Source organism: Rhizobium sp. PP-CC-3G-465, from assembly GCF_004343445.1.
Taxonomy (GTDB): domain Bacteria; phylum Pseudomonadota; class Alphaproteobacteria; order Rhizobiales; family Rhizobiaceae; genus Ferranicluibacter; species Ferranicluibacter rubi.
The window spans coordinates 2,580,561-2,607,137 of record NZ_SLYH01000001.1; the positions used below are offsets into that span (position 1 = coordinate 2,580,561).

At 65.1% G+C, this 26,577-nt stretch carries 26 protein-coding genes and 1 tRNA gene; 16 read left to right on the top strand and 11 right to left on the bottom strand.

The features are described from left to right. Positions 1–101: 101 nt before the first annotated feature. Positions 102–722 carry a LysE family translocator gene (locus C8J33_RS12265; protein WP_132445304.1) on the bottom strand — a complete coding sequence of 207 codons (621 nt, stop codon included), beginning with the start codon at positions 720–722 and terminating at the stop codon, positions 102–104. 65 nt (positions 723–787) lie between these two features. Next, a complete protein-coding gene (locus tag C8J33_RS12270) occupies positions 788–1,675 on the bottom strand; it encodes an N-acetylmuramic acid 6-phosphate etherase (protein WP_132664549.1) in 888 nt (295 codons plus the stop codon). Positions 1,676–1,885: 210 nt separating this feature from the next. On the opposite strand from C8J33_RS12270, the gene C8J33_RS12275 reads away from it, so the two are divergent. Genes C8J33_RS12275 through nagA form a run of 4 tightly spaced genes read left to right on the top strand, consistent with a single transcriptional unit; the run spans position 1,886 to position 5,795 of the window. Further along, positions 1,886–2,785: a BadF/BadG/BcrA/BcrD ATPase family protein gene (locus tag C8J33_RS12275; RefSeq protein WP_132664375.1), complete on the top strand. Its 900-nt coding sequence runs from the start codon at positions 1,886–1,888 to the stop codon at positions 2,783–2,785. Beyond that, on the top strand, positions 2,782–3,546 hold the full coding sequence (locus tag C8J33_RS12280) for a GntR family transcriptional regulator (protein ID WP_110733262.1): 765 nt from the start codon (positions 2,782–2,784) through the stop codon (positions 3,544–3,546). Before C8J33_RS12275 ends, C8J33_RS12280 begins: the two co-directional genes overlap by 4 nt. A gap of 45 nt (positions 3,547–3,591) precedes the next feature. Next, complete coding sequence (locus C8J33_RS12285) at positions 3,592–4,623, top strand: SIS domain-containing protein (RefSeq protein WP_132664376.1); 1,032 nt, start codon at positions 3,592–3,594, stop codon at positions 4,621–4,623. Continuing rightward, the gene (gene nagA / locus C8J33_RS12290; protein WP_132664377.1) at positions 4,620–5,795 is read left to right on the top strand and encodes an N-acetylglucosamine-6-phosphate deacetylase; all 1,176 of its coding nucleotides are present in this window, start codon (positions 4,620–4,622) and stop codon (positions 5,793–5,795) included. The genes C8J33_RS12285 and nagA overlap by 4 nt, the downstream gene beginning before the upstream one ends. A 25-nt stretch (positions 5,796–5,820) precedes the next feature. On the opposite strand, the gene C8J33_RS12295 is transcribed toward nagA, so the two are convergent. The 3 genes from C8J33_RS12295 to C8J33_RS12305 are packed head-to-tail and all read right to left on the bottom strand — an operon-like array spanning position 5,821 to position 8,803. After that, complete coding sequence (locus tag C8J33_RS12295; protein ID WP_132664378.1) at positions 5,821–6,534, bottom strand: copper homeostasis protein CutC; 714 nt, start codon at positions 6,532–6,534, stop codon at positions 5,821–5,823. Further along, positions 6,531–7,442, bottom strand: coding sequence for an ROK family protein (locus tag C8J33_RS12300; RefSeq protein WP_132664379.1), 912 nt, complete (start codon positions 7,440–7,442; stop codon positions 6,531–6,533). Before C8J33_RS12300 ends, C8J33_RS12295 begins: the two co-directional genes overlap by 4 nt. Further along, positions 7,439–8,803: an amidase gene (locus tag C8J33_RS12305; protein ID WP_132664380.1), complete on the bottom strand. Its 1,365-nt coding sequence runs from the start codon at positions 8,801–8,803 to the stop codon at positions 7,439–7,441. Before C8J33_RS12305 ends, C8J33_RS12300 begins: the two co-directional genes overlap by 4 nt. A gap of 187 nt (positions 8,804–8,990) precedes the next feature. Here C8J33_RS12305 and C8J33_RS12310 point away from each other — a divergent pair, with 187 nt between their 5' ends. From C8J33_RS12310 to nhaA, 4 genes are all read left to right on the top strand, one after another. Next, entirely contained in the window at positions 8,991–9,752 is a 762-nt protein-coding gene (locus tag C8J33_RS12310; protein WP_132664550.1) for a sulfate transporter family protein, read from the top strand. Between the two features lie 406 nt (positions 9,753–10,158). Beyond that, positions 10,159–11,124 carry an HD-GYP domain-containing protein gene (locus C8J33_RS12315; RefSeq protein ID WP_165929779.1) on the top strand — a complete coding sequence of 322 codons (966 nt, stop codon included), beginning with the start codon at positions 10,159–10,161 and terminating at the stop codon, positions 11,122–11,124. Positions 11,125–11,220: 96 nt separating this feature from the next. Continuing rightward, a complete protein-coding gene (locus tag C8J33_RS12320; protein WP_110800585.1) occupies positions 11,221–12,042 on the top strand; it encodes a bifunctional allantoicase/(S)-ureidoglycine aminohydrolase in 822 nt (273 codons plus the stop codon). 203 nt (positions 12,043–12,245) lie between these two features. Then, complete coding sequence (gene nhaA / locus C8J33_RS12325) at positions 12,246–13,469, top strand: Na+/H+ antiporter NhaA (protein WP_132664381.1); 1,224 nt, start codon at positions 12,246–12,248, stop codon at positions 13,467–13,469. Positions 13,470–13,499: 30 nt separating this feature from the next. Here the strand turns inward: nhaA and C8J33_RS12330 are convergent, their stop codons facing one another. The 5 genes from C8J33_RS12330 to C8J33_RS12350 all read right to left on the bottom strand — a co-directional run bounded on the left by C8J33_RS12330 (position 13,500) and on the right by C8J33_RS12350 (position 18,663). Next, positions 13,500–14,081, bottom strand: coding sequence for a hypothetical protein (locus C8J33_RS12330; RefSeq protein WP_132664382.1), 582 nt, complete (start codon positions 14,079–14,081; stop codon positions 13,500–13,502). Next, positions 14,078–14,671, bottom strand: a complete 594-nt coding sequence (gene gspM, locus C8J33_RS12335; protein WP_132664383.1) for a type II secretion system protein GspM — start codon at positions 14,669–14,671, stop codon at positions 14,078–14,080. The genes C8J33_RS12330 and gspM overlap by 4 nt, the downstream gene beginning before the upstream one ends. Further along, positions 14,668–15,780 carry a PilN domain-containing protein gene (locus C8J33_RS12340; RefSeq protein WP_132664384.1) on the bottom strand — a complete coding sequence of 371 codons (1,113 nt, stop codon included), beginning with the start codon at positions 15,778–15,780 and terminating at the stop codon, positions 14,668–14,670. The genes gspM and C8J33_RS12340 overlap by 4 nt, the downstream gene beginning before the upstream one ends. A gap of 37 nt (positions 15,781–15,817) precedes the next feature. After that, a complete protein-coding gene (locus C8J33_RS12345; RefSeq protein ID WP_165929780.1) occupies positions 15,818–17,527 on the bottom strand; it encodes a GspE/PulE family protein in 1,710 nt (569 codons plus the stop codon). A gap of 236 nt (positions 17,528–17,763) precedes the next feature. Beyond that, the gene (locus tag C8J33_RS12350; RefSeq protein ID WP_245417037.1) at positions 17,764–18,663 is read right to left on the bottom strand and encodes a ferritin-like domain-containing protein; all 900 of its coding nucleotides are present in this window, start codon (positions 18,661–18,663) and stop codon (positions 17,764–17,766) included. Between the two features lie 341 nt (positions 18,664–19,004). On the opposite strand from C8J33_RS12350, the gene gspD reads away from it, so the two are divergent. The 8 genes from gspD (at position 19,005) to C8J33_RS12390 (ending at position 26,164) form a co-directional block, all read left to right on the top strand. After that, positions 19,005–21,173: a type II secretion system secretin GspD gene (gspD, locus tag C8J33_RS12355; protein WP_165929781.1), complete on the top strand. Its 2,169-nt coding sequence runs from the start codon at positions 19,005–19,007 to the stop codon at positions 21,171–21,173. Then, positions 21,170–21,727, top strand: coding sequence for a prepilin peptidase (locus C8J33_RS12360; protein WP_132664386.1), 558 nt, complete (start codon positions 21,170–21,172; stop codon positions 21,725–21,727). Before gspD ends, C8J33_RS12360 begins: the two co-directional genes overlap by 4 nt. 125 nt (positions 21,728–21,852) lie before the next feature. Beyond that, positions 21,853–23,058, top strand: coding sequence for a type II secretion system F family protein (locus C8J33_RS12365; RefSeq protein ID WP_245507163.1), 1,206 nt, complete (start codon positions 21,853–21,855; stop codon positions 23,056–23,058). Between the two features lie 49 nt (positions 23,059–23,107). Beyond that, a complete protein-coding gene (gspG, locus tag C8J33_RS12370) occupies positions 23,108–23,557 on the top strand; it encodes a type II secretion system major pseudopilin GspG (RefSeq protein WP_110800592.1) in 450 nt (149 codons plus the stop codon). After that, positions 23,535–24,029, top strand: a complete 495-nt coding sequence (locus C8J33_RS12375; protein WP_132664387.1) for a prepilin-type N-terminal cleavage/methylation domain-containing protein — start codon at positions 23,535–23,537, stop codon at positions 24,027–24,029. The genes gspG and C8J33_RS12375 overlap by 23 nt, the downstream gene beginning before the upstream one ends. A gap of 13 nt (positions 24,030–24,042) precedes the next feature. Then, positions 24,043–24,504: a type IV pilus modification PilV family protein gene (locus C8J33_RS12380; protein WP_132664388.1), complete on the top strand. Its 462-nt coding sequence runs from the start codon at positions 24,043–24,045 to the stop codon at positions 24,502–24,504. Next, a complete protein-coding gene (locus tag C8J33_RS12385) occupies positions 24,501–25,274 on the top strand; it encodes a PulJ/GspJ family protein (protein ID WP_132664389.1) in 774 nt (257 codons plus the stop codon). Before C8J33_RS12380 ends, C8J33_RS12385 begins: the two co-directional genes overlap by 4 nt. Beyond that, entirely contained in the window at positions 25,271–26,164 is an 894-nt protein-coding gene (locus tag C8J33_RS12390) for a general secretion pathway protein GspK (RefSeq protein ID WP_132664390.1), read from the top strand. The genes C8J33_RS12385 and C8J33_RS12390 overlap by 4 nt, the downstream gene beginning before the upstream one ends. 319 nt (positions 26,165–26,483) lie before the next feature. On the opposite strand, the gene C8J33_RS12395 is transcribed toward C8J33_RS12390, so the two are convergent. Further along, positions 26,484–26,560, bottom strand: a tRNA-Met gene (locus tag C8J33_RS12395). Between the last annotated feature and the right edge of the window lie 17 nt (positions 26,561–26,577).

Genomic DNA, 26,577 nt, shown 5'->3' on the forward strand with positions numbered 1-26,577 from the left:
CGGACTTTACAATGCAGCGGCCATCCCCACGAGAACCGCCTTTCAGCCGTTCCTGTTTCCGAGAGCAAAGATCTGCGCGAAACGCGCCTTTCGGAGAAGGATCATGCGCTGCGGAGCGCGATATAGGCGGCCGTTGCGCCCAGCATGCTCGCCGCCGCACGGTTGAGGACTCTCAGTGCCTTCGGCCGGCGCAGGAACTGGCGCGCCCGCGATGCGAGCATGATGTAGGGGATGAGCACCGAGAGCAGGACTGTGAATGTGGTCAGCACCAGAAACACGTAATCGCGCGGGCCGATGGCACCGAGATCGATCAGCGTGGGCACGAGCGCGACGTAGAACAGCATCGTCTTCGGATTGCCAAGCGTGACCAGAAGCCCTGAGAGAAACGCAAGACCGGGCGAGGTGCGAACCTTGTTCTCCTCCACGTCCTGCGCCATCAGGCCCGATGTCCAGAGCTTCCAGGCGATGAAGCCGAGATAGAGCGCGCCGAGGATCTTGATGACGAGAAAGGCCGTGGTGAAGGTTTGCGCCACATAGGCGAGCCCAAGGACCACACCCGTGAGGTAGACGAGATCTCCCAGCACGAGGCCGAGACCCATCAGGAACGTATCGCGAAAACCGGAGCCGAGGGCGCGCGCGACGATGGCGGTCATTCCCGGACCGGGAATAGCGGCAGCGACGAACAGGGCGGCGGCATAGGCAAGGAGACTGGCGAGGGTCACGGTTGAAAACCTTCAAAAAAGACGGATCGAGAAAGGCCCCGACGATCTTCCGGGACGCTCGGACGCTAGCCCCGTCCGTCGCCAAGGGCAAGGGCACGCCGCAGGCTCTGCCCTGCCGCATCCAGCCGCTGCTGCGCGACATCGCGGCGGACGCCGGATGCCAGGAGAACGGCGATCTTGACTGAGCCGTCAGCCGCTTCGAGATGCCGCTCCGCCGTGGCCCGGTCGATTCCGGCGATATCGGCAACCATGCCGGCGGCGCGCTGGCGCAGCTTCCTGTTGTCGGGCCGCAGATTGACCATGTGCCCGTCATGGACATGGCCGAGCCCGATGCCGACCATGGTGGAGAGCATATTGAGCGCGATCTTCTGCGCCGTTCCCGCGCCCATGCGGGTCGATCCGGAGATGACCTCGGGCGGGGTTTCCAGGAGAACGGCGACATCGGCCGCCTCGAACAGCCGCGCGCCGGGATTGTTCGCGATCGCCACCACGCTGGCGCCGGCGGCCCGCGCCGCAGCCGCGCAGCCGAGCGCATAAGGTGTGGAACCGCTGGCGGAGACGATGACCAGACAATCCCCGGCTCCGACGCCTGCCTGCTCCACATCGCGGACACCGAGATCGTGATCGTCCTCGTAGCCGCCCGCGAGGTCGGCAAGGCTCGCCGCGCCGCCTGCGAGAAGAAAGACAACCGCATGGGGCGCCAAACCATAGGTGCCGGGCAGTTCGAGCGCATCGACCATGGCCATCAGCCCCGAACTGCCGGCGCCGGCATAGATCAGCCGGCCACCGCTTTGCAGCGCCTGCGTGGCAAGACCGGCCGCAGCCGCCAGTGGCTCCAGCGCATCATCGACCGCCCGCGCCGCCGCCTGTTGGCTTTCCGCCAGAAGCTTCAGGACCGAGACCGCATCCCTGACGTCGATGTCCTGTGCCTCTGCATGGCGCTCTTCCGTCATGTCCGCCAAGCGAACCTCCTTGAGAATAAGTCCAAATGAATACCAATAGAACGGATAAAATCAAGACGGCGTCGTGAGGACCACCACAAATACGGAGACGGCCTGGGCTTACGGTCCTGTAATTTCATCGTAAAATCAAGTTTCTAAATTTTGTTGATTTTCACCTTGGTAAATGGTCCTTTTTTGGTATTATCACGCCGGAGGTTATCCATGGATCATTTTCGTGTTGGAATCGATGGTGGGGGTACGCGGTGCCGGGCGGCGGTGGCCGGTGTGGACGGCCGTATTCTCGGCCGTGGCATCAGCGGCGCTGCCAACATCCTGACCGATCCGGAAACCGCGCTCGTCCATATCCGGCTGGCGACGGAGGCTGCTTTTCAAGAGGCGGGCCTTCCCGTGTCCGGGCTCTCCTCGGCCACCGCCGTTCTCGGTCTCGCCGGCAACAATGTGGCGGATGCCGTCTCCTTCATTGCCGCACGCCTGCCCTTTGCAAAGGCCGAGATCGTATCCGACGTGCTGATCGCGCTTCAGGGCGCGCTGGGCGACCGCGATGGCGCGGTGGCAAGCCTCGGGACGGGCACCGTCTACAGCATTCGGCAACAGGGCACGGTCTCCATGCTCGGCGGTCACGGCTTCAAGGTGGGTGATCTTGGCAGCGGTGCCAGACTTGGGCAAGGCCTTCTTCAGGAGGCGCTGCTTGCCCATGACGGCATTCGCCCTGCCTCTCCGCTGACCGAGACGGTGCTCGCAGAGTTCGGCCACGCGCCCGCGGCCATCATCGCCTTTGCCCATACCGCGCATCCCGCCGATTATGGCCGCTACGCACCGAGCGTCTTTTCGGCCGCAGCCGTCGGCGATCCGGTCGCGGTCGAACTCGTCCGCACGGCCGGACGACACATCGACCAGACGCTCGACGCCATCGTCGCCCGCGGTGTGCGGACCCTCTGCCTCGTCGGCGGCCTCGCGCCGCTCTACAGGCCGTGGCTCACTGAGCGGCCGGGCATCGAGATTTTGGAACCGACGGCCGATGCGCTCACCGGAGCCGTTGCGCTCGCGGTCCAGCGCTTTGCATCCGATCCGTCTCCGGCACAAATGGAGGCGGCGCAATGAGCGATCATCTGGCGCATCTGCTGCCGCTCGAAGGCCTGCAGGGTGCGGGGGCCGGGCCCTTGTACCTCAAGCTGCGCCAGTCGCTGGAAGAGGCGATCCAGTCGGGCCGGCTCAACCATGGCGATGCGCTGCCGCCCGAGCGCGACCTTGCCGAATATGCCAATATCAGCCGGGTGACCGTACGCAAGGCGGTGGACGACCTCGTGCGCGACGGGCTTCTCGTGCGCCGTCACGGCTCGGGCACCTTCGTCGTGAAGCCGCTGGCGCGCGTGCAGCAATCCCTCTCCCGCCTCACCTCCTTTACCGAGGACATGGCGCGCCGCGGGCTGACCACGCGGGCCCAGTGGATCGAGCGGGGCCTCTTTGCCGCCTCGCCGGACGAGATGATGACGCTCGGCCTGCCGGCCGACGCGCTCGTTGCCCGCCTCGGTCGCCTGCGGATCGCCGACGACATGCCGCTGGCCATCGAGCGGGCCAGCATCTCGGCCGAATTCCTGCCGGATCCGATGCGGGTCACGACGTCGCTCTACGCAGAACTCGACAAGACACGCGCCCGCCCTGTGCGCGCGGTACAGCGGATCTCGGCCTGCGAACTGAAGGATACGGACGCCACCATGCTGGGCGTCCGCAGTGGAGCGGCGAGCCTGTCGATAGAGCGCATCTCCTATCTCGCATCCGGCCGCGTGGTGGAGTTCACCCGCTCGCTCTATCGCGGCGATGCCTATGATTTCGTGGCTGAACTCAGCCTTTCCGACACCTGAAGACGGCCCGACACGCAAGAGACGGCCTTGAAGGACACGCACGACATGACGACCGAACAGACCCATATGCGCCGCGAGATCAACGAGATCCCAGAAGCTGCCGCCCGGCTTCTCGAAGGTTCTCGCACAGCGCTCGATGCCGCAGGGGCCGCGCTTGCGGCGCACGACCCCGCCTTTCTCGTGACCATCGCCCGTGGCTCCTCCGACCACGCGGCTTTGTTCCTCAAATATGCGATCGAGCTGACGACAGGTCGCCCTGTCGCCTCGCTCGGGCCGTCGCTCGCCTCGATCTACGGCGCGAAGATGGCGCTGGCGGGGGCTGGCTCCATCGCCATCTCGCAGTCCGGCAAGAGCCCGGATATCGTTGCCATGGCGGAGGCCGCGACCAGGGCTGGCGCTGTGACCATCGCGCTGACCAACACGCTGCCGTCGCCGATCGCCGAGGCAAGCACGCATCCGGTGCACATCATGGCCGGCCCGGAAATCGCCGTTGCCGCGACGAAATCCTACGTGAACTCGATCATCGCCGGACTTGCGGTGCTGGCGGCCTGGACGCAGGATGCGGCGCTCGAACGCGCGGTGCGCGACCTGCCCATGCATCTCGCCCGCGCCGTGACGCTCGACTGGAGCGCATTGTTCGACGGCATCGGAACATCCGACTCGCTCTACGTGCTCGGTCGCGGCCCGGCGCTTGCCATTGCCAGCGAAGCGGCGCTGAAGTTCAAGGAGACATCCGGCCTGCACGCCGAGGCCTATTCCGCAGCGGAGGTGCTGCACGGGCCGGTGGCGCTGGTCGAAAAGCGCTTTCCCGTTCTCGGCCTTGCCGCGCGCGATGCGGCCGAAGCGTCCGTCACCGGCATTCTCGACGACCTCGCAGGCAAGGGCGCCCGCGCGTTCCTGACGGCCGACGCCCATGGACGCGCAGCACCCCTGCCCTTTGTCGCGACCGGCCATCCGCTGACCGACGCGCTCTGCCTGATCCTGCCCTTCTACGGCTTCGTGGAGGCATGGTCGCGCGCCAAGGGCTTCAACCCGGATCAGCCGGCAGCGCTGAAGAAAGTGACGGAAACGCGATGAACGCACAGCGCGACGACACGGCTTTCGCCGTCATCGGTGCCCGGATCTTCGACGGGCAGGACTGGCACGCCGGACAGGCGCTTCTGGTCGGCAGCGGCGTCGTCACCGGCATCGTCGCGCTGGAGGCTCTGCCTGAAGGGATCGAGACGGTGTCTGCCGACGGACATCTGCTCGTGCCCGGTTTCATCGACCTGCAGGTCAATGGCGGCGGCGGCGCGCTTCTCAACGATGCGCCGAGTGCAGACGCGATCCGCACGATTTGTGAGGCACATGCGCGCTTCGGCACGACCGCCCTCCTGCCGACGCTGATCACCGACACGCCGGATGTCCGCACCCTCGCGATCACCGCGGCGCGGGAAGCGCGGGCAGAGGGCATTCCCGGCTTCATCGGCCTGCATCTGGAAGGCCCGCATCTGTCGGTGGCGCGCAAGGGCGTCCATGATCCCGATCTGATCCGGCCGATGGAGGCCGACGATCTCGACGTGATCCTCGCCTGCGCCTCTCTGTTCGATGCGGTGATGGTTACGGTCGCGCCGGAGAATGCGACACTGGAGCAGGTGGCCGCCATGAGCAAGGCCGGCATCACCGTCAGCCTCGGCCATACCGCGGCCGACTACGAGACCGTGGCGACCTATGCGCTGGCCGGCGCCCGCACCGTCACCCATCTTTTCAACGCCATGAGCCCGCTCGGGCATCGCGAGCCCGGCTGCGTCGGCGCGGCCCTCGATCTCGGCACGCTGCACGCCGGCATCATCGCCGACGGGTTTCACGTGGATCCGGTGTCCATGAACATCGCGCTGCGCGCAAAAGTCGGACCCGGCCGGATCTTCCTCGTCACCGACGCCATGTCGACCATCGGCTCGGACCAGACGGGGTTTCTCCTCAACGGGCGCGAGATCTTCCGCCGCGACGGTCGGCTGACGCTCGCCGACGGAACGCTCGCCGGTGCCGATATCGACATGCTGTCGTCCGTGCGCTTCGTCCACCAGACGCTCGACCTGCCGCTCGGCGAAGCGATCCGGATGGCATCCGCCTATCCGGCCGACGCCATCGGCCTGTCGGCCACCAAGGGCCGGCTGCTGCCGGGGCTGGATGCGGATTTCGTCCTTCTGACGGAAGATCTCGACATGGTCGCGACCTATATCGGCGGCCATGCCGTGTTTTCGGCCTGAAAGCAGGCGCGACCGCCGATCTCGATCAGAGCGCTGCCTTCAGCGCCCTGACGATACCGGCGTCGCTGCGTCGTGCCGTCTCCGGCGCAAAACCCAGCTCGACGAGACGGTTATCGGCGGTGGGAACCGAGGCCGAGCAGGACGCGTGAACCTCCGAGACGCCGGTGGCGAGCAGCGGCCCTACGGTCGCCAGCGTGACGCCGGAACCCGGCATGATCGAGAGGCGTCCGCCAGCCCTGCGCACGAGCTCCGTGATGGCAGCGATACCTTGAGCGGCCGTCTTCTGACCGCCCGAGGTCAAGATCCGCTCGAAGCCGAGATTGATAGCGGTTTCGAGCGCTGCCGCCTGATCCGGCACGAGGTCGAAGGCGCGGTGGAGCGTCCGACCCATGTCACCTGTGCGATGCACGAGACGGGCAAGGCACGCCGCATCGAGGCTGCGATCGGAGAGGCTTGCGCCGAGCACGACGCCGGCGAGACCGGCCTGCCGCGCGGCATCGATCTCCGCTTCCATCATGGCGATCTCGGTCTCCTCGAAGACGAAATCTCCGGCCCGTGGGCGGATCATCGCATAGACCGGCACGGACATGCGGCCGGCAAGCTGCATGAGACCCGCGGTCGGCGTCAGGCCGCCGAGCGACAGAGCCGAGCAAAGCTCGATCCGATCGGCGCCTCCCTCGACCGCGGCCAGGAGGCCGGCTGCATCATCGACGCAGACTTCCAGCAGGACAGGGCTCATTGGTCATCTCCCGTGAGGGCCAGAAGGGCGGCACCGATCAGGCCGGGCTCGATGCGGCATTCCCCCGGCACGACCAGCGGCCGATCGAATTTGCGCAGAATGCGGCTGCGGACCGCATGATCTATGGCCGCAATCAGCGGCGTGACGCCCGACAGGCCGCCACCGACGGGCACGATGGTGGCGCCGGTGATGTTGATGGCGAGCGCCAGAGGCGATGATACGAGATCGACCAGAACCTCGATGGTGCGGGCGGCACCGGCATCGCCCGCCTGCCAGCGCGCGGTGATCTCGTGGCTCGGCAGTGCTTCCGCGTGCAGCAGCTGGTGAAGGCGCTCCATGCCGCGAGCGGCACCGATGGTGTCGACGCAACCGCTCTGGCCACAACCACAGGGAAAGGCGGGAATGGCAACCGGCGGGTTTCCAGCCGTGGCAGCCACAGCGGGACCATGCCCCCACTCTCCGGCAAAGCCGCCATCGCCGTTGATCAGTCGCCCGTTGGCAACGAGACCGCCGCCGACACCCGTGCCGAGGATGACGCCGAAGACGATGCGGTGTCCGCGTCCGGCACCGAGACCGGCTTCGGCCAGCGCAAAGCAGTCCGCATCATTGGCGATCAGCACCGGCATCTGCAGGCGGTCGCCGAGATCGCGGGCGAGCGGGCGTTGGTGCAGGCAGGGAATGTTGGCAACGGTAATGGCTTGCGTGTCGGGATCGACCACGCCGGCAATCGACAGGGCGATCCGCTCGGGCCGGATGCCGGCCTCCTCGAAGGCGGCCTCCAGCGTCGCGACGAAGGCATCGAAGTCGTTGAGCGGCGTCGGCCGGCGTGTCAGCGGGCGGATATCCTCAGGCGAGGTGGCGACGGCACCCTTGATGGCGGAGCCGCCGATATCGAAACAGACGATCATGCCTCACCCCGGATGATATGTTCGGCAGCCAGCGCGGCCGATAGCAGCCGGCGATCCTCGCCCTGCGGCGCCGAGAGAAGAAAGCCGACCGGCATGACGGCGTCGCCCGTGCCGCAGGGAATGGAGATGCCGCAGCCGTCGAGAAAATTGCCGACCAGCGTGTTGCGCAGCGTGCGGAAATTGGTGTCCACGAACAGCGCGTCATCGGTCAGAAGCGGCGCGATCGGTGGCGCGACATGGGGGAGCGTCGGATGGGCCAGCAGTTCGCGCGGGCCGAGCATGGCGGAAAAGGCGGCGATCATCCTGCTGCGGGCGGCGGCCAGTGCGATATAGTCGGCCATGGCGATCTTCTCGCCCATCCGCGTGCGGACCACGACGCGCGGGTCCATCCGTGTCGCATCCGGACCCGCGAGCCGCTCGCGATGGAGCGCGAAGGCCTCGGCGGTCACGAGCGCGCCATGGCGGGCGAACAGCTCGAAGACCTCGGCAAAGAGCGGCACCGCGCAGCGCTCGATACGGGCACCGGCATTGGCAAGGCGCGAAAGCGCCGCCTCGAAAGCCGCGACGACGGCAGGTTCTGCCCCATCGAACATCACGGTCTGCGGCACGACGAGCGTCAGCCCCTCGATCTCTCCACGACCGGCCTCGGGGATGCCGACGTTTCGCATCGCGGCATCCACCCAGACGGCATCCTGCACCGTCCGGCAGAGGGGGCCGAGCGAATCGAGGCTCGTGGCCAGGGGAAAGACGCCATCCATGGCATAACGACCGCGCGTCGCCTTGTAGCCGACGATGCCGTTCAGGGCTGCGGGGATGCGGATGGAGCCGCCCGTGTCTGTGCCGATCGCGACCGGCACGAGACCGGCGGCCACCGCCACGGCCGAGCCGGACGAGGAGCCGCCGGGAATGCGCGGCACATCGGTGGAGGCTGCATTGGCCGGCGTACCGTAATGCGGATTGATACCGAGGCCGGAAAACGCGAACTCACTCATATTCGTCCGGCCGACCGCCACCATGCCGGCGGCTGCGAGCGCTGCGACGACGGTCGCGTCTTTTTCCGCCGGGCCCTCATCGAGAACGACCGAGCCTGCCCGCGTCACCGCACCTCGGCTGTTGAATAGGTCCTTCCAGGCAACGGGAATGCCATCGAGAAGACCAAGCGACCGGCCGGCCTTCAGGCGCGCACCGGCAGCCGCCGCTTCCTGCAAGGCACGCTTTTCCAGAACCTCCGTGAAGATCGCCGGGTCGGCGGCCTTGATTTTGGCAAGCACCGTTTCCACTAAATCGACCGGGTCGAGAGCGCCGTTCTGGAGAAGGACGGCGAGGCTGGCGACGGAAAGGTCCGTCCTGATATCGTTCATGATGCGCTCCGGCGAGGTTGCCGTTCTCTCCTACTGCATTCTCGCACAAACCAAAATCGGCCCCGGCGATTTCTGCACTGCGGAAACGGGCGATCGCGTCGCTTTGCCAGCGCCTTCTTGCGAGGATCGGGCAGGCGCTCTACATGATCTTTCGCACTGCAACACGCACATGCCCTGGAGCCGCCGGATGATCTTTCACGCCGCCCGCCTGTCGTTTGCCAACCTCTTCGCGCCGGAGACGCGCGCTGCGTTCTGGAAGACGCTCGGCCTGACGATCCTTGCGCTCGTGCTGCTCTGGCTGGCCTTGCGCGAAAGCTTCGTCTACTTCGTCGCCCCTCTCGTCACCGAGATGCTGCCGGGCACGCCGGAATGGGCGGGGTGGTTCACCTTCATCCTCATCATCCTCGCCAGTATCGGGCTTGCGCTCGGCCTTGCCCTGCTGCTGGCACCCGTCACGGCGCTGATCGCCGGGCTTTTCCTCGACGACGTCGCCGAGATCATCGAGAAGCGGGATTATCCGGACGAGCCGGCCGGACGCGCATTGCCCCTGGGCGAGGCGATCCGCGGCACGCTGAAGTTCCTCGGCATCGTGCTTGTCGGCAACCTGATCGCACTGTTCCTGCTGCTGGTGCCTGGCATCAACCTCGTCGCCTTCTTCCTCGTCAACGGTTACCTGCTCGGCCGGGAATTCTTCGAATTCGCCGCCATGCGGTTCCGGTCGCCGGAAGAGGCCCGGGCTTTCCGCTCCAAGCATCGCGCAACGATCTTCATGGCCGGTCTGCTGCTTGCCGCGTTTCTGGCGGTCCCCATCGTCAACCTTTTGACCCCGCTCTTTGCGGCTGGGCTGATGGTGCATCTGCACAAGGCATTGTCCGCACGCGACCCCGAGTTCGGCTACCCCCGCATCCGCCCATCTGTGCGACCGCCCTTGCAGAACGCGCCTCTCTGAGTGGCGTCATCGAGCACTTCCCGCGCTCGGCAGCCTTGCCGAACGTGTTGCGGTGGAAGGCAGACCGGAAATGTCGCCGGCCTAGAGCGTCGCGGAAGCCGGTGCCTTTAGGTAAGCCCTGACAATCTCTGGCCTCTTTCTTTGACCTCTAGCAAGTTAAAGGCTTCTCGCAGATGCAAAACAACCTTCAAGAGTGTTGCTCGCCTTTGCTACTTTCTCCGTCGCGTTGCCTTTCTACACTGTCGGAAAAGTAGAACCCCCAGATTTGTCTACCCGGCTTAGTGATGTCTTAAAAACCTGAGACTATAAAGTCATACGGTTCCTCGCTGCTGGCGGGGTAAGACAAGCGCTCGCTGACATGCGTACGCGTGTCGGGAGAGACAAGGAGGCATCGAGGGGCGACATCATGGTGAAGCGTATCGAGAGGCACGAGGCCCGCGTTGGCATGTTCATCGAGTCGCTCGAGGGTGCCTGGCAGGACAACCCCTTCGGCCAACGCCGTTTTCTGTTGCGTTCGGAGACAGAGGTCGACCTGATCAAGAACAGCCGGATCACCGGTATCTATATCAACCTTGCCAAAGGCGTTGATGTCGATGGGTCGAGCCGCAGCTTCGCCAACAGTTCGCCACCGCGTAGCCCCCCTCCCCGAAAGGCCTTGCTGGACGAACGCCGCGCGACGGTCAGGGTCGTCCAGGCCTCGGTCAAGCGGCTCGAAACCGCGTTCAAAGAGAGCCGAAGCGGCGAGCCGATCAACATCGAGAGCGTGTCCGAGATCGTCGGCGACATCTCGACCCAGATCGGTAACAGCCCGGCCATTCTGCTCGACATCACCCGGCTGAAATCGAAAGACAAGGTTACCTTCGTCCATTCCGTTGCCGTATCGGCCCTGCTCGTGCATTTCGCCCGCCATCTCCATTTCGAGGAGCCGCTGGTGCGTGTGCTAGGTTTCGCGGGGCTGGTGCACGACATCGGCAAGCTGGCAATTCCCACCGCAATCCTCAATAAAGCCAGTGTCCTGACCGCAGAGGAACGCAAGATCGTCATGCAGCATCCGGCCATCGGCCATGATATTCTCAAGCGGCAAGGCAACCTGCCGGGTGTCGTGCTCGACATCTGTCGCCATCACCATGAACGCATGAACGGCAAGGGATATCCGGACAGCATCCCCGCCGGCGAACTCTCGATCTATGTGCGCATGAGCGCGATCTGCGACGTCTACGAGGCGGTGACCTCGGTGCGCCCCTACAAGAAGCCGTGGTCGTCTGCGACCGCTCTGTCCTGGATGCTGCAGCATGGCGACCATTTCGATACGCAGCTGCTCTGGAAATTCATTCTCAGCCTGGATTCGGAGCTGACCCGGGGCGTGGCCTGACAGCCAAAGCGCGTTTTCGCGAAGAAAACCCTCTCATTCCCTGCCGGACCGTTTTAAGGTGTCGCCGTCACAATCAGGACGGATACCAGCGAGCCGATGAAGAATACGCGTCTTTTTTCCAATATGGGCGGCCTGCCGGGCCAGAGCGAACTGCTTTCGAGCAAAGCGGTGTTCACAACGGCGTATGCGGTTATTCCCGGCAGCGTCATGCGCGACATCGTCACGAGCGTGCTGCCGCACTGGGCCGGTACACGCGCCTGGATCATCTCGCGCCCGCTGACCGGCTTTTCCGAGACCTTCTCGCAATACATCATGGAAGTGGCACCGGGCGGCGGCAGCGACAAGCCGGAACCCGATGCACGCGCCTCCGCTGCCATCTTCGTGGTCGATGGCGAGATGATCGTCACCTTCGAGGGTGAGGAGAAGGCCCTGCGGACCGGGTCCTTCGCCTACCTGCCCGCCGGACGGCGCTGGACGCTGAAGAATACGGGCGACGTGCCGGCGAAATTTCACTGGGTGCGCAAGGCCTTCGAGGTGGTCGAAGGGCTCGAGGCCCCGCCCGCCGTCTTCACCCATGAAGACGATTGCGAGATCAGCGCCATGCCCGACACGGACGGGCGCTGGGCGACGACGCGGTTTCTCGATCCGAACGACGTGCGCTACGATATGCACCTCAACATCGTCACCTTCGAGCCGGGTGCCGTCATTCCGTTCCTCGAAACGCATGTGATGGAGCACGGGCTCTACGTGCTGGAAGGCCGTGCGGTCTACCGGCTGAACGAGGACTGGGTTGAGGTGGAGGCCGGCGACTATATGTGGCTGCGCGCCTTCTGCCCGCAGGCCTGCTATGCCGGCGGCCCCGGCCGCTTCCGCTACCTGCTCTACAAGGACGTCAATCGTCACACCAAGCTCTGGTAGAGGCAGGAGCATCGGCCTGACCGCCGTCGCCGATCGAACGCATCTCCGCCTTGCACCGCATAAGGTCCGCAGCCGGCACGACGACCCGAAAGTGCTGGTCCTGCGGACCGGCGGCCGGTATAAGACAGGGAGCGTGTGCTGCGTGCGCCCTCGGCTTGCCCCCTACGGAGACTGCGTCCAACGTTTTTCGAGGTGCCGAACGCATGACCGAACGCCCCGCATCACCGCCTGTTTCCAAGGGCCGTATCTCATCGACCGTCCGCGCATTTCTGGACAATGAAACATCGAGCGGCCTCCTGCTGATGGGCGTCGCGCTGCTTGCCATTCTCACCGCGAACTCTCCTCTGGCCGAGGCCTATTTCGGCGCGCTGCACATCTATATCGGGCCTCTGAGCCTGCAGCACTGGATCAACGATCTGCTGATGGCCGCTTTCTTTCTGGTCGTCGGGCTCGAAATCAAGCGTGAACTCCTCGACGGGCAGCTCTCCACCTGGAGCCGCCGCATTCTACCGGGCGCGGCGGCAGCCGGCGGCATGGCCGTTCCGGCGCTGATCTACATCGCCTTCAACTATCGCGATCCGGTCGCGGTGCACGGCTGGGCCGTGCCGTCTGCAACGGACATCGCCTTTGCGCTCGGCGTCCTCTCACTGCTCGGGCCGCGCGTTCCGGCCTCGCTGAAGATCTTTCTCGCCGCGCTCGCGATCATCGACGATCTCGGCGCCGTCGTGATCATCGCCGTTTTCTATACGTCCGACATGAACCTGATGGCGCTTTGCGGCGCGGCTGTGGTGATCGGCGGGCTGGTGGCCCTCAATCGCGCAGGCGTGCAGCGCCTGCTGCCCTATCTGGCGCTCGGCGCGGTGCTCTGGGTGCTCGTCTTCGCCTCCGGCGTGCATGCCACGCTTGCCGGTGTCATTCTGGCACTCACCATCCCGATCCGCCGCACGCCGGGCACACCGGAAGCCACGCCCGATACGTCGCCGCTGCACCAGCTGGAGCATGCGCTCCACAAACCGGTCGCCTTCGTGATCGTGCCGATCTTCGGCTTTGCCAATGCCGGCGTGTCGTTCGCCCATGTCAGCCTGGCCGCGCTCGTGGAGCCGGTGACGCTCGGCGTCGCCGCGGGACTGGTGCTCGGCAAGTGCATCGGGGTGTTCGGCACCGTGCTGATCCTCGTCAAGACGGGGCTTGCGGACCTGCCGGCAAGAGCGAGCTGGGGCCAGACCTTCGGCGTCTCGCTCGTCTGCGGCATCGGCTTCACCATGAGCCTCTTCATCGGGCTCCTCGCCTTTTCCGATCCCGACATGCAGGACCGCGTCAAGGTGGGTATCCTGATCGGCTCGCTGATTGCGGGCCTGCTCGGCTACACCATTCTGCGCCTCACGAACCGGCGGCAGCCTGTGTCGGTCGGTCATCCGGGCATCTGACCGGCATCGACCGGTTCAGGCGCGATCCGTTCAAGGCGCCGCACCTGAACCTTCGAGATCCGGCATCAGCTGCGTCTCGCCGTTCGGCGTCTCCTCGCCCCTCTCCTCGCCTGTCGCCTCTTCGGACGGCTTGAAGGTCGGGAGGCGCATCGTCTCGCCGTCTTTGTCGAGCACCATCTCGCGACCATCGACCGAGACGACCGCCCAGCCTCGAAAGAGGTCTCCCGTTCGCAGCACATGCCGCGTGTCGTCGCTTTCGTCGCGCACGAGCGCACTCACGCCCTCCGGCGTGCCGATGATGCCGAGGAGTTGCAGGGTGACCGGCTCCGATGGCTGTTCGGTCGGCGGCTCCGCCACCTCGGGGGCTGGTTCGGTCACCGGATCGGGTGGGCGGGTCCGGCTGGGGGAGAACAACGGCCGGTCGCGGAACCCGGTCAGGGATGCGGGATCGATCCCCGACAGCGGATTCGGATTGGGGTTCTGCGTCTGAGCTGCGGCCCCGCCGCCTGCGGCGACGATCCCCGTGCAGAGACCTGCCGCCAGAAGCAGCGGGACGCCGTGCAGGCGAAGGCGGCTTTGTCGCGACGGTGCCGGTCGAAGCTTCCACATCACGAACCGGTCTCCGCGCCCGCTTCGGACCCTGTCTCCGGCGCCCACCGCGCGCCGATCGCCATATCCACCCGCAGCCGGATCTGCGCGTTGTCACCCGGGCTTTCCCCGTCTGCATCGGGAAGACGGCGGATCGAGAGGCTTTCGACGGTCATCAGGGGCAGACCGCTTTCCAACTGGTAGAGCAGGCGGAGAAGGCCGTCATTTTCGATATCGAAGGTCGTGGTGACGGCGATCTCGTCGCTTTCTCCGCCTTCTGCCACATCGCCTTCGCTTGCTGCCGTCTCGATGATCCGGCCAGGAGCGGCCGCGATGGCATCGAGGACCGTCTGTTGCAGCCGTGCGATGGCGGCCGTGCGCGAGGGGCCTTCGATGGTGAGGCTTGGTGTCGTGTCGCCGGTCGAAGCCGGGATGCTCGCAAGTCGGCGCTCCAGCGTGGCGGCCTGACGGGTTGCCTCCTCCACCGTAAGGCGATCCTCGGCGATCTGGAGATAATTCAGCACACTCAGCGTCATGAACAGCGCCGGCAGACCAATGAAGACGAGGATGGCCGAGAGGCGAAGGGCCTGCATACGCGGCGGCGAGACGGTCATGGTGCAGGCGCTCCGTCCTTGCCCGCGCGGATGACGGAAATGTCGAAGCGATCGCGACCGTCCTCCTGCCGCGTCACCGGTGCTGCAAAGCTCGCCTGCGACAGGGCGGGTTCCGCCTCGAGGATCCCGACGAGAGACGAGGCCTCGGTGGATGTGCCGGCGAGCCGCAGGCTCTGCGGCAGGATGTCGAGTTCATCGAGCGTGGTCGTCTCGGGAAGAATGGTCGCGAGACGGTCGATCAGCACAAAGCTCGCCTGCTCCGGGGTCTTTGCCTCCAGCATCGCTGCCTCGCGCTCGCGAATGCCGCCGCTACCGGAAGCCCCCACCATCTTGCGGCGGGTCGCATCCAGTGCTGCCTGTGCGTTCGCGACCTCGCTCGTGCTCATCGAGAGGGCTGCGATCGACGCGAGAAAGCCTGCGAGGGTCAGGACGAGGACGGCAAGCGTGCCCGCCGCGATGCGTCTACGACGGGTTTTGCGCAGCGTATCGTTCTCACCCTTGAGAAGATCGATGCGCAGGCGCTCATCGATCGGCTCACCCGCCGATCCGACGCGCGAGGGCACGAGGCCGAAGGCTGCGAGCCGGGAGATGCCGGCCGCCACGATCTCGCGCGAGGTCGCGAGGACGTCGACGGTGAGCTGACCATCACCGCCCGGTTTCGAGGCGACATGAAAACCGTGCAGCAACTTTTCCGGTCGCCACGGCGTCAGCCTGTCGAGGCGACTGGCCACGATCTGCGCGGCAAAACCGGATGCTTCCACCGGCACCTTCATCTGGGTCGTGACGACGCGATCGGCCTGCAGGCGCAATTCTGTCTCCGCATTTCCCCGGCCGCGGACCGCCCGACGGACGGGTTCGGGAAGGCTGCTGCCATGGCCGAGAAAGACCGCGCCGCGCCGCGAGACCCGGTAGAACGCAAGGTCGCCGGACGAGGGCGGCATGCCCGCCGCCTCTGCCGCCATCGGCGGATCGCGACGATCGCCCGAGACCTCCACGACGATCCAGCGCGCGCCCGGCGCAAGCGCCATGAAGACGGGCTCGACAGCATCCACAAAGGCCGAGAGCAGCGGCCTTGCCGGCCGGACGAGGCGGGAAAGGATGCCGCTCATGAGCGCGCCGCCTTCGGGTGAGACAAGACCCTCCACCTCATCCGGTCGCCCTGATCACTTCGTCGATGGTGGTCATGCCCTCGGCGCATTTGGCCAGCCCATCCTCCAGCATCGAGGTCATACCCCGCTCCTCCGCCTGGCGGGCGATCACGGCCGGGTCCGGATCTCTCCGGATGGCCGCCCGGATGTCGTCATCGACCGGCAGCACTTCAAAGATACCGATCCGGCCGCGATAGCCGCTCTGGCCGCAGGCCTCGCATCCCACCGCCCGGTGAAAGTTCAGTGTGGCGGGCAAGCGAATGCCGCGCCGGGCGGCGAGCGTGACGCCGCCTTCCCGCGCGCTGTCATCCGATGCCTTGCAGCGCTCGCAGAGCCGGCGCACGAGGCGCTGCCCGAGGACACCGCGCAGGCTCGCGCCCAGCAGATAAGGCTCGACGCCCATGTCGATCAGGCGGACCACGGCGTCGGAGGCGGAATTGGTGTGCAGCGTCGTCAGCACGAGATGCCCGGTCAGCGCCGCCTGGATGCCGATACCAGCTGTCTCGCGGTCTCGCATCTCGCCGATCATTATGACGTCGGGATCGTGGCGGAGGAACGAGCGGAGGGCGGAGGCGAAGGTGAGCCCGATGGATGGCTTGATCTGCGTCTGGTGGATGCCGGGGATCTGGTATTCGACGGGATCTTCCACCGTGACGATCTTGCGCCCGGGATCGTTCAACATGGAAATGGCCGTTGCCAGCGTCGTCGTCTTGCCGCTGCCTGTCGGGCCGGTGACGACGACCACGCCGTGCGGCTCGGCCAGCAGGGTTTCGAACCTGCGCTGGTCGGGCGTGCTCATGCCGATGCGGCCGAGATCGAGCAGCCTGCTGTCGCGCAAGAGAATGCGCAGCACCGCGGTTTCCCCATGCAGCGTCGGCATGACCGCGACGCGCAGATCGGCCTCGGCATTGCCGATGCGGATATTGGCGCGTCCGTCCTGCGGCAGGCGGCGGTCGGCAATATCGAGTCCCGCGAGGATCTTAATGCGCGAGATGACGGCGGGCGCGAGGCCGAGCGGCAGCCGCTGGTCACGGCGCAGGAAGCCATCGACGCGAAACCGCACCCGCAGATGATCGCGCTCGGTTTCCACGTGAATATCCGTCGCACCGGCGCCGACGGCACGCTCCAGAATTTCATCGATCAACCGGACGACAGGCGCGCCGCGCGCCAGATCCTGGATCGCCTGAAGGCTGTCGCCGGTCTCCTCCGGTATCTCGATGGCGGCGACGCCGGTGTCAGGGCCGGTGTCAGGGCTCACCTCCTCCGACGCCCGCTCGAACAGGAGCGCGATGTCTTCGAACGAGACGACGCGGAGGGCCGGCTGCGCGCCGAGCGCCAGCTGCACGGCCCGCACGGCATCGCCGCGGGCAGGGTCGGCCAGCGCCAGCATCGGCGCACCGTCCTCGTCGTAGGGAAAGAGATGCGACTCGCGCAGATATCGCCGCGACAGATCGCTCATCAGATGCGGCCGAGAGGCAATCGCCTCGAACCGCCCGCGCGGCACGGCGTGGAATGCGGCGAGCGCATCCGCAATCTCGGTCGCCGTCGCAAGGCCACCGCGCCACATCTCCTCGGCCGACAGGGGTTTCGACGTTTGCGGGAGAGCGGCCCGGAGCCCGCTCGCGCGCTCCGCCATGAAGGCCTGAAAGTCATTGGCAGACTGGGAGGCGAGCGCGATCAGGGAAGAGGCGTCAGTTTGCGGCTGCATGGCACGTCCTCCTTTTCACATCCGCATCCTCGCATCTGGCCGCGACGCATATGGTGCCACGACGCATTCACGCCGGCTCGTCGTTCTTTTGAGCACTGCACAGGGTTCGGTTCAAGAACCGATTGCAGGCGGCAGTGGTCATCCGGAGAACAATACCGCCAAATGCCTGCATGCCGAAAAAGGAACAGCCCGTACGAGGACGGGCTGTCTGTTTCGTCCCGAGGGATCGCTTTGGATCAGGCGATGTTGCCGTTGAGCTTACGCGGGAAGAAGCTCGCCTCGCTGGCGCCGGAGCCGAGATAGACGATGTTGAGGACCTGTTGCGGCGTGCGGCTGAAGGCCAGACCATTGGCGTCGGTCGGCACGATGTTGACGCTCTTCTCGCTGCCGATGCCCATATCGAGATCGGTGGTGCCGTCGAGCGAGTCACGCGCGTCGGAGATCGCGTTTGCCTGCGCAAAGAGGCCGCGGGACGCCAGCAGCGTGCGGATTTCGCCAGCGTGATAGGCCTCGACGGCGAGAAGCCCGGCAGCTGCTTCCAGGAAGTCCTTGTTCTGGATGAAGCGGGCAGCCCCCTTATAGGCGGTTACGCCGACATCTTCGAAAATGAAGGCCGCGAGCAGGAAGTTGTTCTCGTTTGCAAAGGCATCGAACGTCTCCTTCGCACCGACAAGGCCGGCGGCACGCGCCGCGGCCGTGAAGCTGGTGGCAAGGTTGATGCCCGGCCGAGCGACCTTGGCATCGCCGAGCGCCTTGCGGAGGAAGCGGACATGGGCCTGCTCGTCGCGAGCGATCTCCTCTGCATAGCTGCGGACGAGCGCCGACTTGAACGGGACCTTGCGGCCACCGAGAACACCGCCCAGACGCCCGTTTCCGGTCGTATCGCCATCCAGAAGCCGGCGGCCGAAGGCGGCGATGAGGTAGAATTCCGCTTCGAGATATTCGAGGTTCAGAGCGAAGTTCAGGATGGTCGCATCGTCCAGTTCCTGAGCTTCCGCCTGTTCCGGCAGGCCGGTGAGGCCGATGGTTGCAGCTCCTGCGGCCATGAGGCCTGCGGAGCGCAGGAAGGCCCTGCGGCCTGCCTGAAGATCGATCGTCCGTGTGGGCACAAGGCCCTCGTCTTGCATCTGTGTCATCTGCTCGTCCCTTCCCCATTCGCTCGAAAGCGCGCACCGGCACATGATCACCGGCACACACACGACGAAGCCGGAGCGCAAGAAGTTTCACGGCCGGGATTTTGCGTTTTCGAACCATGCGACGCATTGCGCCGATTTGAAACTTAGCGTCCCGATCCTTCGTCTCTTGATCAGGGCAAACGACGAGCCTGCGTAAGACAGGCGGCTCTAACGAAAGATCTGTGGTGTACCTGCGCCGGGCCGGTTTGGTGCTTGCGCAGGCGGATGTTTTCGTTTGAGGTGACATGATGGCGAGCGGGGCTCGTTTTTCTCTTGGGGGTGTTGAGAGCGTGCCGGCATTCATGCAATTTGGCCGCACTGTTCTGTGTTGCGTCCTTGTTGGTCTCGTCGGGGGTTTTCTCACCGGATGCCAGACCAGCGACGGCGATGGCGAATCCGCATTTGCGGGCGGCGTCTTCAGCGATCTCCAGGCGCGCAATCCCCGCGAGCATCCCGACGCGACCTCGACATCTCCCGCACGGCGCACCGGCAGCACGCAGACCTTCGGTCCGGACCGGGGACTAACGCCCGTCGGCTCGTCGGATGCGGGCTCTGCCGGACAATATACGTTGAATTTCGACCGGACCGACATCAAGGATGTGGCCCGCGCGATCCTCAACGACGCACTGCATCTCAACTACTCGATCAGCGGCGAACTGTCCGGCCCGGTCACGCTGTCGTCTGCCCGCCCCGTCACGCGTGAGCAGCTTCTGGCGACGCTCGAAACGTCGCTCTCCTCCTTCGGCTTCTCGCTCATCCGCTCAGGCAGCGAATACCGCATTGCCGCCAGCGGGCTGTCCGGCGGCACGGTCGATTTCGGCAATCGCACGCGGGCGGGTTTCGGGGTCTCGGTCATCCCCCTCAGCTTCGTGTCTGCCTCCACGATGATGGAGCTTCTCTCAGGCTTCGTCGCCGAGGCCGACGGGTTGCGGGTCAACGCTGCCGGCAACAGCATCATCGTGCGCGGCTCGGGCCCGCAGCGCGCAGAGGTCGCTGAAGCCGTGATCTCGTTCGACTCCGATTTCATGCAGAACCAGTCCGTGTCGATCTTCCGCCTGGCCGAAGCGCGGCCGGAGCAGATCGTTCCGGAACTGGAGCGCATCTTCAACAGCCAGGGACAGAGCGGCGCCATTCAGTTTCGCGCGGTCAACCGGCTGAAGGGCGTCATGGCGATCTCGCGCAATGCCGGGCTCCTGAAACGTGCGGAAAGCTGGGTCCGGCGGCTCGACCAGCAGGATGGACAATCCGGCCAGAACGTCGTCGTCTACAAGGCGCGCTATCGTAAGGCCGCCGAACTCGCAGCCGTCATGAACAATCTCTTCGGCGGATCGAGCGGCGCCGTTTCGTCCCCGACCCAGCAGCCCATGCCGACGCAGCCGGCGGAAGAGCCCTCGGGGTCCGGCAATCCGGCCATGTCGGAAACCGAGGGATCGGGCTTGGCAACCCAGGCCAATGCCCGCATCGCCTCAGCCTTCGCCACGACATCGGACGAGAACACCGGCTCGGCGATGAGCGGCGTGCCCAATGTCGTCGACCTCACCTCGGGCGCCCAGGAAACACAGGCGCCGATCCGCATCAGTGCCGATCCATCCAACAATTCGGTCGTCATCTATGGCGATTCCGAGCGGGCCGACCAGATCATCCAGACGTTGAAGCGCCTCGACGCAACCCCGGTGCAGGTCGCCATCAACGTGACGATCGCCGAGGTGCGGCTGACGAAGGAGCTGAAATACGGCGTTCAGTATTTCATCAACAGCAAGAACCTCGGTCTCGGCACCAATAACGGCTCCGTCAGCCTCGTCGATCAGGCGAGCGGCGTCCTGAAGCGGCAGATCCCGGGCCTTAATTTCGTGATCGGCGCCAATGCCGATCCCGACGTCATCATCTCGGCGCTCGATGTCATCGGCGACGTCGAGGTGCTATCGTCGCCCTCGCTCGTGGTGCTGGAAAACCAGACGGCGACGCTGCAGGTCGGTGACGAAGTGCCTATCACCACGCGCCAGTCGCAGAGCCTCGAAAACGCGGTTGCGCCCGTGATCAATCAGGTCGAGTTCAAGAACACCGGCATCATCCTCAACGTCACGCCGCGCATCAGCCAGAACGATGCGGTGACGATGCAGATCGAGCAGGAAATCTCGAACGTTTCGAGCGGCGCCAACACGCTGACGCCGACGATTTCCAAGCGACGCATCGAGAGCCAGATTTCCGTCAACGACCAGCAGACCGTGCTGCTCGGCGGCCTGATCAGCACCGGCACGAACAATGGCAAGAGCGGCATTCCCGGCGCCAACCGCATGCCGGGCATCGGCGGGCTTTTCGGCCAGACGCAGAAGAGCGCCAACCGCACCGAGTTGATCGTCCTCATCCGCCCCGTCATCATCCGCGATGCGCAGGACGCCGCCAATGTGGCGGAAAGTCTTCGCGCGCAGATGTCCGTCATCGGCGGGCGCGGTGGCGGGCGCATGAAATGAGCCGCGTCATGGGCCGTGCGGATCTCCTTGCGCTGACGGTCGGTATCGTCGTTGCGGCTGCCGTGACAGCGGTGCCTATGCCCGGCGTTACGGCACAGGCCGCGGCCGCTTTCGTGATCGTCGCTATGATCGGCTGGATCGCCTGGCAGGACCTTAGCACGTTCACGCTTCCCGATGGACCTCTCGTCGCCCTCGCGCTGACAGGCGCCGCGCTTCGGCTTTCCCAGGCTTTCGACCTGCCCTACGAGGCTTTGGTCATCGCGATCGACGCGGTTCTCTGCGGCGGCGCGCTTCTCGCCATTCGCGAGGGTTACTACCGCTGGAAGGGTGTGGACGGCCTTGGCTTCGGCGACGTCAAGCTGGCGGCGGCCTGCGGCGTTCTGGTGGGTGTCACCGGCTTTGCGCATGCGCTTCTTGCCGCAAGCGCGTTCGGCATCGCACTCGTGCTGGCGCTGTCCTTGCGGTCGGGTGCAGTGGCTATCGACCGGCTGCCGTTCGGCGCCGTGCTTGCGCCGGCCTGCGGTCTCGTCTGGGTCCTCTCGTCGCTGGTATGAGCGCGTGCTACAGCGAGGTCTCGTTCGGAACGAGTGACACGGGTGTAAACGAGGGTCCGATGCATGGTGTTTGAAGCCGTCATGATGCAATTTTTCTTGGTGTGAAGGGCCGTCCTCCATTGACCGTGTTTTCCTACCAGGCGCTGGGCGCCAGCGGAAAGATGATCGCCGGCACGATGGAGGCGTCCACACGTGCGGATGTCATCGAACAGCTCGACCGCGCCAATGCCACGCCGATCACGATCGAGGAAGCGACAGGGCAAGAGAACCGCAGCTGGCGCGATCGCCTGACGATCGAGCCCGCCGGCGAGGATATTACCGGCTTCACCGTCGATCTGGCCATGCTCCTGAAGGGCGGCGTGACGCTGAACGAAGCCCTTCTCATTCTGACGCAGATGGAAACGCGGCGCTGGCTCGTGAAGCTGATCGAGCGCCTGCATGTGGAGTTGTCCGGCGGCAAGAGCTTCTCCAAGGTTCTGGCGCAGCATCCCCGACTCTTCCCGCCGCTCTATGTGAAGATGATCGAGGTTGCCGAAGTCTCCGGCCGGCTGGAACAGGCCCTGACGAGCATCGCCGCCGAGCGACAGCGCTCCGAGCGCCTGCGCAAACGACTGATCGCAGCGCTCGCCTATCCCGCCTTTCTGACCGTCGCCGCGCTTGGCGTCTTGGCCTTCGTGCTTCTCTACATCATTCCGCAGTTCGAAGGCGCGATCGCCGGCTTTCGCGACCGTATCTCGCCTTCGGCGCTCTTCGTCTTCCGCCTGTCGGAGTGGTTCCGCGGGAATGTGGATCTCGTGCTGATCGCGATGGCAGCTCTTCTCCTCGGCTTCATGCTGCTCAAGCGGCTGGGGCAGCGACGGTCGCTGTTCCTCGAAATCCTGGCCGTTCTGCCCGTGACATCGCGCATCATCACCTATCACCTGACGCTGACCTTCTGCCGGACGCTCGAGATCCTGCTGGAAAACGGTGTCGATATCTCGACCGCGCTGCGGCTGATCCGCGGCATCCACCCGCTGCCGAGCACGGTCGCGAAGGTCGATGGCGTGATTGCCGACGTGCGCGGTGGCAAACGGCTGACGCAAGCGCTTGCCACGCAGAACCTACTGCCAACCCATGTCGTGCAGATGTTGCGCGTCGGTGAGGAATCCGGGCATCTCTCCGACAGTGCCGGGCGGATCGCCGGCTTCTATGAGACGAAACTCGATGCTTCGCTCGCACGTCTCACAGCTGTGGCTGGCCCGTTGCTGATGATGGGCGTCAGCATGCTGATCGGCTGGCTTATTCTGTCCATCATGAGCGCGCTCATGAGCATCAACGACCTTCTCGTGTAAAAGACTCTTCTCGTTTAAAGACCCGGCCACTCTCACATCGGACGTTCCCATGATACCCATACGCTTTCAACACAGGCGCCCTGCGCGCCGGGACCGGTCCGGGGGGTTCACGCTGGTGGAGCTCCTCGTTGTCCTCGTCATCCTCGGCCTCGTCATGGGTCTCGTCGGTCCGCGCGTCCTCAATTACCTCACCAGTTCGCGCACGCGCGCGGCAGCCCTGCAGCTGAGTTCGTTCAAGTCGTCACTCGACCTCTTCTATCTCGACATGGGCCGCTATCCCTCCAGGAGCGAGGGGCTGTCCGCGCTCGTCGTGCGACCGGGCTCGGCTCAAGGGTGGAACGGCCCCTACCTGCAGCAGCAAGCCGTGCCGTCCGACCCCTGGGGCAACGCCTATCAATATACCGTTCCGGGCGACAAGGCGCCCTACCGGATCCTATCCTATGGTGCCGACGGCGTGGCCGGAGGGAGCGGCGCCGATGCCGACATCGTCAGCCAATAGGCGCAGCTTTCCGGGTGCGCTTCGTCCGGTCCCGCGCGACAGGCGGGGCGGCTTTGCGATGCTGGAGGTCGTGCTGGCCCTCGTCGTGCTCGGCCTTCTCGCTTCACTGGGATTGCCGCTCGTCCGCACGCAAACCGGCGCGACGGCGCTACGCTCCAAAGCGTTCGAAATCGTCGCGCTGCTGCGCATCGATCGCAATGCGGCGATGGCCTCGGGGCGTCCCACGACCGTCTTCATCGACGTGCAGGCGGGACGCATCCGATCCGCGCGCACGACAAGCGAGATCGCCCTGCCCGCGACGATGGCGCTCAACCTTTCGCCCGCTCGGTCGGCCAGCATTCGGTTTTTTCCAGACGGACGGGCGACCGCTAGCGAGCTGGCGCTGAGCTCCGGACGCGATAGCATTCGCATCGCCATTTCCGGACCGACCGCCATGATCCGTATTGTGGGGGCATCCGTTGCGGCGCGCTAGGGCAGCTTCTCCGATGCGCAAAGGCGGCGCACAGGGTGGCTTCACCCTGATCGAAGTGCTGGTGGCGTTTCTCGTGCTCGCCTTTGGCACACTGGCGATCCAGCAGGCTGTGATGACCTCCGTCGAGGGCACGCGTCGCGCCGAGGATCGCCTGCGCGCGGAACGGGTGGCGCGATCGCTAATGACGGCGCCCATCAGCGGCGATCCCGGCGACGGCGTCCAGACCGGTGTCATGGATGGCCTCTCATGGTCGATCCGATACGAACCTCTTCGCCTTCCCTTTACGACGGCGGCGGACGCAGAGGGGAAGCCGGTGGACTGGACACCGCGCCGGATGATGGTGACCGTACTCCTTCCGCCGCGCAGCCGCTGGTCGCTCAGTGCCCGTCGAGATGCGGTGGTGAGCATCGAGACCATCCGGCTCGTTCGGGTTTCGACCGCCGAAATTGCGCGCCCGGAAGAGCGTTCCCCGTGACGCGCGCCTCGTCTTCGAGACCGCCGCGACGGGGCTTACCGACCTCGGGCTTCCTGCTTGTGGAAGCCCTGACGGCGATGGCCATCGGCGCGCTCCTGCTCGTGGCTTTGGGATCGCTGGTCTCCCTTGTTCTGCGCGCCTCGGACAGAACCGCCTCGACGTCACAACAGATCGAGGAAACAAGCCGCATCTTCTCCACCCTGATCGACAGGATCCAAACCATTACGCCCCAACGCTGGGCAGGTGCCGGAGCCGGTTTTGTGTTCGAGGGAACGGAAACGGCCCTGGTCTTCCCCCGCTTTCCGAAGGCGTCCGAAGCGGGCACGGGCAGCCGCCTCGTCATCCTGACCAGCGATGGCCCGAATCTGCGGGAGGAGGAACGTTCGCTTCCGCCGAATGCGACCGATATAAAAGCCGTTATGGATCGCGAGACAGCAACCACCACGCTTCTCCAACAGGGCTATACCGTGCGCTTTGCCTATTTCTCGCGCCTTCCGGACGGGAAAGAAGCGCTGACCGACCGCTGGTCCGGCCGCCGTGCCATGCCGGTTGCCATGCGCATCGCCTTGGCGGACGCGCGCGGGAAGCCCCAGGGCAGCGTGCGCGTGCCCATCCGCGTCGATGCCGAACCCGGATGCGCCGCACCCGGACAGGGCATCTGCAGCCTCGTTCCCGACGATCCGTCCACGCCGCAGAATGCATCACCGGCAGGTGCAGCGCCGATCGATCCCGATGACGGCCGGGGCTGGGAGCGCTACGTTCGACCATGAGACGTCCATCGCGCCTTCAAGGAAATTCCGGCTATATCCTCATCTCTGTGCTCGCCATCGTCGCCCTGCTTTCGGGCCTGGTCGCCGCACTTCTTCTGCTCGGACGCGCTGCAACAGATACGGCGCATCTCGGCAGCCACGATCTTCGGCAGGAAACGCTCCTCCAGTCCGCCGTGGCGCTCGCCGGATATCAACTCTTTATCCTGAAACGCCCGCTCGACAGTATCGACGGTCAGCAGTTACGGCTCGATGCGGGCGTCATCACATTGCGGGTCAGCTCGGATGCCGGGACGGTGGACCTGAACGGCTCCGGCAAGGACCTGCTGGCCGCGGCCTACCGGGCCTCAGGGTTAACAACCATGCGCCCGGAGGTCTTTGCATCGAGGGTCATCGAATGGCGCGAGCCCGGGGACATGCCGCAACCGGGCAGCGCCGACACAGCTGACGACCGCCCGCCCGGTCAGAGCGCCCGCAACGCCCCGTTTCGTACCCTCGATGACATTGCCTTCGTCCCAGGCGTGGCACGGGACGACATCGCCCGGCTTCGCCCATTTCTCACAGTCTTCAACCCTACAGGCCGTTTGTCGGCCTTTTTCGCTCCGGAACCTCTCATGGCAGCCATTCCCGGTATCGGCAAAACCACGTCTCGGGATATCGTCGCGCTTCGGGGGAAGAAGACGGCAGAAACCGAGCAGGCCATAGCAAACCTTGTGCTCGTCGCGGCATCACAGATCGATACGAAACCACCGCGAACCTACCGTGTCGTCGTTGAACTCCTGTTGCAAGGAAACCGCCCGGAGCTCGGCTTTACCGCCGTGTTGTCCACAGGTGCTGATTCTACGTCGCCGTATCAGGTGCTCGCTTGGGATCAGGATGCATTCGGGAATTAATTGAGGGCCGTTGGGATGAGCCGTCGCAACTGGACTGGCGATAGATGAGCGAGTGGCTCTCCATCACATCGATGCGTTTGTGACAGCCATGCATCTATCCGCCTCACCCAGAATGGCGACCTGCAAACGCCCCGACTGGGCATGGCGTTGCGACTGTGCCCTTCCTGCCGTTTGCCTCTGGCAAGAGGAAGCCTTCGTTCTTTAACGAGAGTGCAATCCTGAAAGACCTGATAGGCCACGCCCGGACGCTTGACGGCCCCAAACGCAAGAAAGCCCTCCTGTGAGGGAGGGCTTCATTGTTTGAGCTTGTGCAATCGTTTGGTTGCGGGGGCAGGATTTGAACCTGCGGCCTTCAGGTTATGAGCCTGACGAGCTACCGGGCTGCTCCACCCCGCGGAAGGGATTGTGACTGA

Coding starts and splice junctions, on each gene's coding strand:
- gspD (WP_165929781.1), top strand. CDS start 19,005: ATGCAATTTGGCCGCACTGTTCTGTGTTGCGTCCTTGTTGGTCTCGTC.
- C8J33_RS12295 (WP_132664378.1), bottom strand. CDS start 6,534: ATGAGCCCTGTCCTGCTGGAAGTCTGCGTCGATGATGCAGCCGGCCTC.
- C8J33_RS12340 (WP_132664384.1), bottom strand. CDS start 15,780: ATGAGCGGCATCCTTTCCCGCCTCGTCCGGCCGGCAAGGCCGCTGCTC.
- C8J33_RS12270 (WP_132664549.1), bottom strand. CDS start 1,675: ATGACGGAAGAGCGCCATGCAGAGGCACAGGACATCGACGTCAGGGAT.
- C8J33_RS12315 (WP_165929779.1), top strand. CDS start 10,159: ATGGTGAAGCGTATCGAGAGGCACGAGGCCCGCGTTGGCATGTTCATC.
- gspM (WP_132664383.1), bottom strand. CDS start 14,671: ATGACCGTCTCGCCGCCGCGTATGCAGGCCCTTCGCCTCTCGGCCATC.
- C8J33_RS12360 (WP_132664386.1), top strand. CDS start 21,170: ATGAGCCGCGTCATGGGCCGTGCGGATCTCCTTGCGCTGACGGTCGGT.
- C8J33_RS12350 (WP_245417037.1), bottom strand. CDS start 18,663: ATGACACAGATGCAAGACGAGGGCCTTGTGCCCACACGGACGATCGAT.
- C8J33_RS12300 (WP_132664379.1), bottom strand. CDS start 7,442: ATGATCGTCTGTTTCGATATCGGCGGCTCCGCCATCAAGGGTGCCGTC.
- C8J33_RS12375 (WP_132664387.1), top strand. CDS start 23,535: ATGCCGACATCGTCAGCCAATAGGCGCAGCTTTCCGGGTGCGCTTCGT.
- C8J33_RS12390 (WP_132664390.1), top strand. CDS start 25,271: ATGAGACGTCCATCGCGCCTTCAAGGAAATTCCGGCTATATCCTCATC.
- nhaA (WP_132664381.1), top strand. CDS start 12,246: ATGACCGAACGCCCCGCATCACCGCCTGTTTCCAAGGGCCGTATCTCA.
- C8J33_RS12285 (WP_132664376.1), top strand. CDS start 3,592: ATGACGACCGAACAGACCCATATGCGCCGCGAGATCAACGAGATCCCA.
- C8J33_RS12275 (WP_132664375.1), top strand. CDS start 1,886: ATGGATCATTTTCGTGTTGGAATCGATGGTGGGGGTACGCGGTGCCGG.
- gspG (WP_110800592.1), top strand. CDS start 23,108: ATGATACCCATACGCTTTCAACACAGGCGCCCTGCGCGCCGGGACCGG.
- C8J33_RS12305 (WP_132664380.1), bottom strand. CDS start 8,803: ATGAACGATATCAGGACGGACCTTTCCGTCGCCAGCCTCGCCGTCCTT.
- C8J33_RS12280 (WP_110733262.1), top strand. CDS start 2,782: ATGAGCGATCATCTGGCGCATCTGCTGCCGCTCGAAGGCCTGCAGGGT.
- C8J33_RS12320 (WP_110800585.1), top strand. CDS start 11,221: ATGAAGAATACGCGTCTTTTTTCCAATATGGGCGGCCTGCCGGGCCAG.
- nagA (WP_132664377.1), top strand. CDS start 4,620: ATGAACGCACAGCGCGACGACACGGCTTTCGCCGTCATCGGTGCCCGG.
- C8J33_RS12380 (WP_132664388.1), top strand. CDS start 24,043: ATGCGCAAAGGCGGCGCACAGGGTGGCTTCACCCTGATCGAAGTGCTG.
- C8J33_RS12310 (WP_132664550.1), top strand. CDS start 8,991: ATGATCTTTCACGCCGCCCGCCTGTCGTTTGCCAACCTCTTCGCGCCG.
- C8J33_RS12345 (WP_165929780.1), bottom strand. CDS start 17,527: ATGCAGCCGCAAACTGACGCCTCTTCCCTGATCGCGCTCGCCTCCCAG.